We start from the raw sequence: 6,478 nt of genomic DNA on the forward strand, positions 1-6,478 counted from the left end.
AGTAGGGTTTAAAGGAATAAGATATTTTGGATTAATGCCTATAATCCTTACGAACATTACTGAATCATTATTATTACTTAATAACTGAAGTTCCGTTGGAAGTATAGCATTATTTTTGGGAATTGGTATAAATTATCTATATCTGAGCGATCGCGACAGCGCAACAGAGTTCTATCACTTCTACTAGCTCACAAATCATCCGTACATCTGTGGCAAAATCTCTGTCTTGCTTTGGCGTTGAATAAAAAGTCATACGTAGGTACGAACAACACCCAATAGTTACATACTACCATGATTTTTTTAGGGATACAAGGGGAATATCCAGCCTATTTTTTTGGTGCTTCACAGAATGAGTAAGCGGTGTGAGTTTATGGCATCTGTGGGAGAAATCTTGAGCTTTTGGTTGCTTCACAGAATAATTTTTTCTGATGTGATTGCTAGTGATCGCTTTTGAGTCTCTATATTATGCTTACTTCTAAAATGCTGTTTTGGAGTTGAATAAAAAGTCATGCGTAGGTACGAGCAACACCCAATAATTACATACTACTATGATTTTTTTGGGGATACAAGGGGAATCTCCTGCCGTTTTTTTAGTGCTTCACAAAATGAGCAAGCAGTGTGAGTTTATGGCATCTGTAGGAGAAATATTCTTGGTGCTTCACAGAATGAGTTGTTGGTTTGTAATGGTAGCGATCACGCTGTGAGTTTATTTATAAAAGTCTCTATAAAAGGAATATTTTCTTTTAGTGCTTCACAGAATGATTTTTTCCTTCTGATGTGATTGTGAGCGATCGCTTTTGAGTCTCTATATTATGCTTACTTCTAAAATGCTGTTTTGGAGTTGAATAAAAAGTCATGCGTAGGTACGAGCAACCCCCAATAATTACATACTACTATGATTTTTTTGCCGATGCAAGGAAAAATTCCTTCCTTCACCGACTTTTTTTTGTAGCTTCACAAAATGCAGATTCTCTCATCCGTACATCTGTGGCAAAATCCTTGTCTGTCGCTAATTTTCTTCTTAGGTGCTTCACAGAATGAATATTCTATATCTGAGCGATCGCGACAGCGGAACAGAGTTCTATCACTTCTACTAGCTCACAAATCATCCGTACATCCGTGGCAAAATCTCTGTCTTGCTTTGGCGTTGAATAAAAAATCATGCGTAGGTACAAGCAACCCCCAATAATTACATACTACCATGATTTTTTTAGGGATACAAGGGGAATTTCCTGCTGATTTTTTTGGTCTGCACAGAATGCAAACTTAGATTAATCATCCGTGCATCCGTGGCAAAATCCTTGTCTTGCCCTGACTTCTCCCACTCTGAAAAAAATTTCCCCGCTTCGCGGGAGGGAAAGAAAAAAGAAAAATAGAGTAAAGGGCAAAAGGGGAAAAGAGAAAAGGGCTACAGAGTTATCCCGCCAGAACACACAATACGAAAACCAGTATAGCAGTCGTGGATGCCGCGCCTACTGAGGTAGTCGCGATACGCGGAACGGCAGTCATCAGGATAGTCGTTCCAGGAACCGCCCCGCAGCGGAGAACGATTCTCATTTCCATCTAACCAAGCACTTCCATTAACAGGCGCACCTTCATAGTTATAATGCCAATAATCAGCACACCATTCCCAGACATTACCGTGCATATCGTACAAACCAAAACTATTGGGTGGAAAAATTCCCACATCTGTTGTTTTTCCACGATATTTTCCTTCGGGTTCATCAGCATAAGTAGAACTGCCACGATAGTTAGCTAACTCAGACGTTATAGTTTTGCCAAAATAAAATGGTGTTGTTGTTCCTGCTCTACAAGCATATTCCCACTGACTCTCACTAGGTAAACAATATTTTTTACCTGTTATTTGTGAGAGCTTCTGACAATATTCTGTCGCGTCGTTCCAACTTACATTTTCTACAGGACGGTTTGCCCCTTTAAAACTAGAAGGATTATTTTCATTTCGAGTTCTCATAATCACCTGCCAAAAATTCTTTTTTTCCATAACTGCTTGCCACTGTGCTTGAGTGACTGGATACTTTCCCATGAAAAATTCTGGCACATCTACCTTACGACGCATCAAGTTTTCTGGTTTGATGTCTCGGTGAATTATGTTGTTTTGATGAGCTACTGCTAATGCTGATAATATTCCTTTGAGTAAGGCAATGGTGTAAGACTCGCTTAATTTTTTTCCTGGGGTAAGTTCTTTACTTATATCTTGCCCTTCTATATATTCTTGTACTAAGTAAAATTCTGTTCCTTCCTGGAAGTGAGCAAATAATTTTGGTATTTGATCTGAGTCTTTGCCTAATTCGTATAATGCTTCTGCTTCTCTATCAAACAATTTTTGAGCAATGGACAAAACTGCTGGATCTGAGGTTTTAGGTGATAGATGTTTAACTACACATTTGGGTTTTTTTGGTAAGTCTAAGTCTTGAGCTAAGTAGGTATCTCCGAACCCTCCACTTCCGAGAGTGTCGAGAATTTTGTATCGTTGTCTCAGGATTTTTCCTAGCTGCATTACTTTTTCAGTTATGAGTTGTCAGTTCTTAGACTTCTTCGTATATCGTCTAGTCTTGTTTCAAGAGTTTTCCAACTTGTGTAATCTAATTTTGCTGTTAAGTTAGGGAAATATGGTTTTTTTGGCCGAATTTATTTGAGTATATATGAGCGCACCTTCTCCATTATGTTTATAGTACCATGTCAAGTTTTTTTGTCAACCCCCCCCCTTTTTTCAGTTATGGCGCTGTGCGCAGGCAACAGGCAACAGGCAACAGGCAACAGGCAACAGGGAGAAATAATTGATAATTTATGGATAAAAATTGATTTTATTTTTGATTTTTACCCGATGTCTAATGATGATTGATATCATGTCTGCGGTGAAAATATCAGGAACGGGAAAATATCAGGAACGGGCAAGATGCCCATTCCACATTATTCAGTATTTGTATCTTAGTTAGAAAATTTTATATGTATATAGTGTGTTTTTCGCATATAATAAAAATCCTTCACTATATATAGAGTGCATTATTAAATGAACCTTAAGGCCGAACCACCAATTAATTATTTCCGAGAATGGACTAATAGTTGTGTCGATGACCAACTAATACACCTTAATGTTATCCCTTTAGAAGGACAACGGCCTTATGAATTTTTGTTTTATTCTGATGCTATTCCTAGACGAAATGATGGCCGAGTAACTAGCCAAATATTAAAGCGATACCAACACGTTGAAGAAGGTGGATGGTGGTGTTCGGGAATTGATTTACTTACAGGAGAAGAAGACCTTTGGGGTTGTTTTAAACCTAGTCAACCACGTCACAGTTATGACCAAAAAAAGTTAATTAAATACGAACATCCTCCGAAAATTCCTACCAGTTTATTTGCCCTAAAAATACCTCTACATTTGTGGCATCAAATTGCTAGTCGTTATCAAATAGAAATTCTGCCAGAAGATATTAATAATAATCAACCAGACTTTGGTTTTTGGCAGTGGTTTATCGCTCATCCTGAAATACCTTTATGTATTACTGAAGGGGCAAAAAAAACTGGTGCTTTATTAACAGGTGGTTATGTAGCGATCGCTTTACCAGGAGTTTTTGGTGGATATCGAGTTATTAGGGATGAATATGGCAACCGTATTGGTAAATCGAATTTAATTCCTCAGTTAGAAAAGCTAGCAAATAATCATCGAGAAATTTATATTGCATTTGACCAAGATACGAAACCTAAGACTATTAAAAATGTTAATGCTGCTATTAGACAAACTGGATATTTACTCACAAGAAAAGGATGTAATGTTAAAGTTATTTCCTGGAATCCAGAATTGGGTAAAGGAGTTGACGATTTAATTGCAAATCATGGGCAAAGTGCGTTTGATGAAGCTTATAAAAACGCATTACCTCTAGAACTTTGGAAGGCTAAATCATTTAGCAAACTTACATATCCTGTAAATCTTAGAGTTAATAGTCGTTATCTTTCCGAGCAACATATTTTAGGTTCTATCAGCAGTAATAATTTACAAAAATTAGATAATCTTGACTTAGCTTATAGCACTAATTTTCCGGCAAAATTAGTAGGAATTAAATCTGCTAAGGGCACTGGAAAAACTAAGTTATTAGAGAAAATTGTCAGTGAAGCTGTAGCTCGCAATCAAAAGGTTTTAGTTATTGGGCATCGAGTGCAGTTAGTACAAGAATTATGTCAACGTTTCGGACTAAAATATATTACAGAAGTAGATAAAAAATCGGATGATAAATTATTAGGTATTGGTTTATGTATTGATTCTCTACATCCTAATTCTAAGGCTAGTTTTAATCCTGAAAATTGGTCAGATGGAGTGGTAATTATTGATGAAATAGAACAGGTAATTTGGCATGGTTTAAATTCTAATACTTGTCGGCAAAACCGAGTAGAAATTCTCAGGTCTTTCAAAACATTAATGCAAAATGTTTTAGGAGGTGTGGGTCAGGTATTTATAGCTGATGCTGACTTAAGCGATATTTCAATAGATTATCTACAAGCTTTAGCAGGAGTAAAATTAGAACCTTTTATTATTCAAAATGATTGGCTACCAGGAGAAAAAGAAGCTTGGCAAGTTTTTAATTATCCAGAAACTACTCCCAAAAGATTAATCGTAGATTTACATAAACATATCCGTGAAGGTGGCAAACCAATGGTGTGTTTATCAGCACAAAAAATTACCAGTAAATGGGGAACTCGTGCTTTAGAAGCTTATCTAAAAAAACAGTTTCCTGACTTAAAAATTCTCAGAATAGATTCGGAATCTTTAGCTGAACCTAATCATCCTGCTTATGGTTGTATTAAATCATTAAATCAAGTATTGCCAAAATATGATATTGTCTTAGCTTCTCCCTCAATTGAAACAGGAATTAGTATTGATATTCAAGGTCATTTCACTTCAGTTTGGGCTATTGCTCAAGGAGTACAAGGAGCAACTTCCGTTTGTCAATCTTTAGGTAGAGTTCGTGAGAATATTCCGAGATATTTATGGGTAGCAAATTCTGGTTTTAATCAAGTTGGTAATGGTTCGACTTCTATTACTTCTTTGCTCAATTCCGAACAACGTCTGACTCAACTAAATATTAGACTATTGCAACAGTCAGATTTTGATGGTTTGGAAGATTTAGAAACAGGTTTTCAGGCAGAATCTTTTTTGTGTTGGGCAAAACTAGCCGTTCGTTTCAATGCAGGAATGAATCAATATCAAGAGTCTATTTTAGAAGCTTTGCGATTAGAAGGACATCATATTCTCCAAGCTTCCCCAGAAGTTTTAGCTAATAATTTAGAAGCCAAAAAATCATCAGAAACACTTACAGAAATTAATGATTTACAAGAGGCGATCGCTACTGTAATTAAGCAAAATTATCAGACAGAATGTGAGGCGATCGCTACTGCACGAAATATTAGTTTTACCGAGTATCAAAAACTCAAAAAGCGATTATCCAAAACCAGCAAACAACAACGGGAACAACGAAAATTTGAATTAATGTTGCGTTATAGTATTCCGATCACTTCTGAGTTGGTAGAAAAAGATGATGCTGGATGGTATCAACAGTTGCAACTACATTATTTTATGACTGTAGGGCGACAATACTTAGTAGCACGAGATGCTGAGGTAGCGAAAACAATTTTGGAGTTGGGCAAGGGAAATATTTTCATACCTGATTTTAACGATCGCTTATTGGGTGCAACCATCGGGGTGATGGAATTATTGAAAATACCGCCATTGTTGAAAGATAAGCAACGGGAGTTGAAAAATATTGATGAAGATTTGCAATTGTTAGCCAAGACTGCTTTAGCAAACCGAACAGCAATTAAAACTATAGTCGGGATAGGGTTAGCGGTAAATTCTAGTCCTATTACAATAGTGCGGCGTTTTTTGGATAAAATTGGTTATAGTTTGGAGTGTTTGCGGACAGAGAGTCATCAGAAAAAGCGATTGCGAATTTATCGTATTGTTCATCCTGATGATGGTAGGTTTGAAGTGTTTCAGCAATGGTTGAGTAGTAGTAGTAGTGGACAGTTTCAGCTAAAATAGTGCTTTAGAGAAGTCAGGGCAAGACACGGATTTGGCCACGGATGCACGGATGGATGCACAGCTAAAACTTTGCAGAGCGCTTTTTTCGTCACCCCATCCCCCCATCACCCCATTTTCTAATGCAACATTTAAGATGAAACAGTCCAGTAGGGTGTGTTAGCGTCAGCGTAACTGAGCGAACATAAAAATCTAGATGGTGCGTTACATTTCATTAACGCACCCTACTGGACCTCCCCATCTCCCCATCTCCCCATCTCCCCATCTCCCCATCCCCCCATCACCCCATCTCTCCCACTCCCCTACTCCCCTACTCCCCCACTCCCCTACTCCCCCACTCCCCTACTCCCCCACTCCCCTACTCCTTATTTCTTATGTTTAGCGTAATGTCTCTCCATTAACTGAGCAACTTCAGGATTATAA

3 protein-coding genes are annotated in these 6,478 nt (G+C 37.6%); 2 read left to right on the forward strand and 1 reads right to left on the reverse strand.

Annotated elements, in window-relative coordinates; all coding sequences use genetic code 11:
* Window positions 1-1,408 precede the first annotated feature (1,408 nt).
* Window positions 1,409-2,518 (reverse strand): bifunctional serine/threonine-protein kinase/formylglycine-generating enzyme family protein, encoded by a 1,110-nt coding sequence (locus F6K54_RS37960; RefSeq protein WP_293089221.1) that lies wholly within the window; start codon window positions 2,516-2,518, stop codon window positions 1,409-1,411.
* 219 nt (window positions 2,519-2,737) lie between these two features.
* On the opposite strand from F6K54_RS37960, the gene F6K54_RS37965 reads away from it, so the two are divergent.
* Window positions 2,738-2,863: a hypothetical protein gene (locus F6K54_RS37965; protein ID WP_293089223.1), complete on the forward strand. Its 126-nt coding sequence runs from the start codon at window positions 2,738-2,740 to the stop codon at window positions 2,861-2,863.
* Window positions 2,864-3,031: 168 nt separating this feature from the next.
* Complete coding sequence (locus F6K54_RS37970; RefSeq protein ID WP_293089225.1) at window positions 3,032-6,058, forward strand: plasmid replication protein, CyRepA1 family; 3,027 nt, start codon at window positions 3,032-3,034, stop codon at window positions 6,056-6,058.
* Window positions 6,059-6,478 lie beyond the last annotated feature (420 nt).

Source organism: Okeania sp. SIO3B5 (genome assembly GCF_010692555.1).
Taxonomy (GTDB): Bacteria; Cyanobacteriota; Cyanobacteriia; order Cyanobacteriales; family Microcoleaceae; genus Okeania.

Excerpts from the sequence above, each read along its gene's own strand:
- F6K54_RS37960 (WP_293089221.1), bottom strand. The coding sequence starts at position 2,518 with ATGCAGCTAGGAAAAATCCTGAGACAACGATACAAAATTCTCGACACT.
- F6K54_RS37965 (WP_293089223.1), top strand. The coding sequence starts at position 2,738 with ATGGCGCTGTGCGCAGGCAACAGGCAACAGGCAACAGGCAACAGGCAA.
- F6K54_RS37970 (WP_293089225.1), top strand. The coding sequence starts at position 3,032 with ATGAACCTTAAGGCCGAACCACCAATTAATTATTTCCGAGAATGGACT.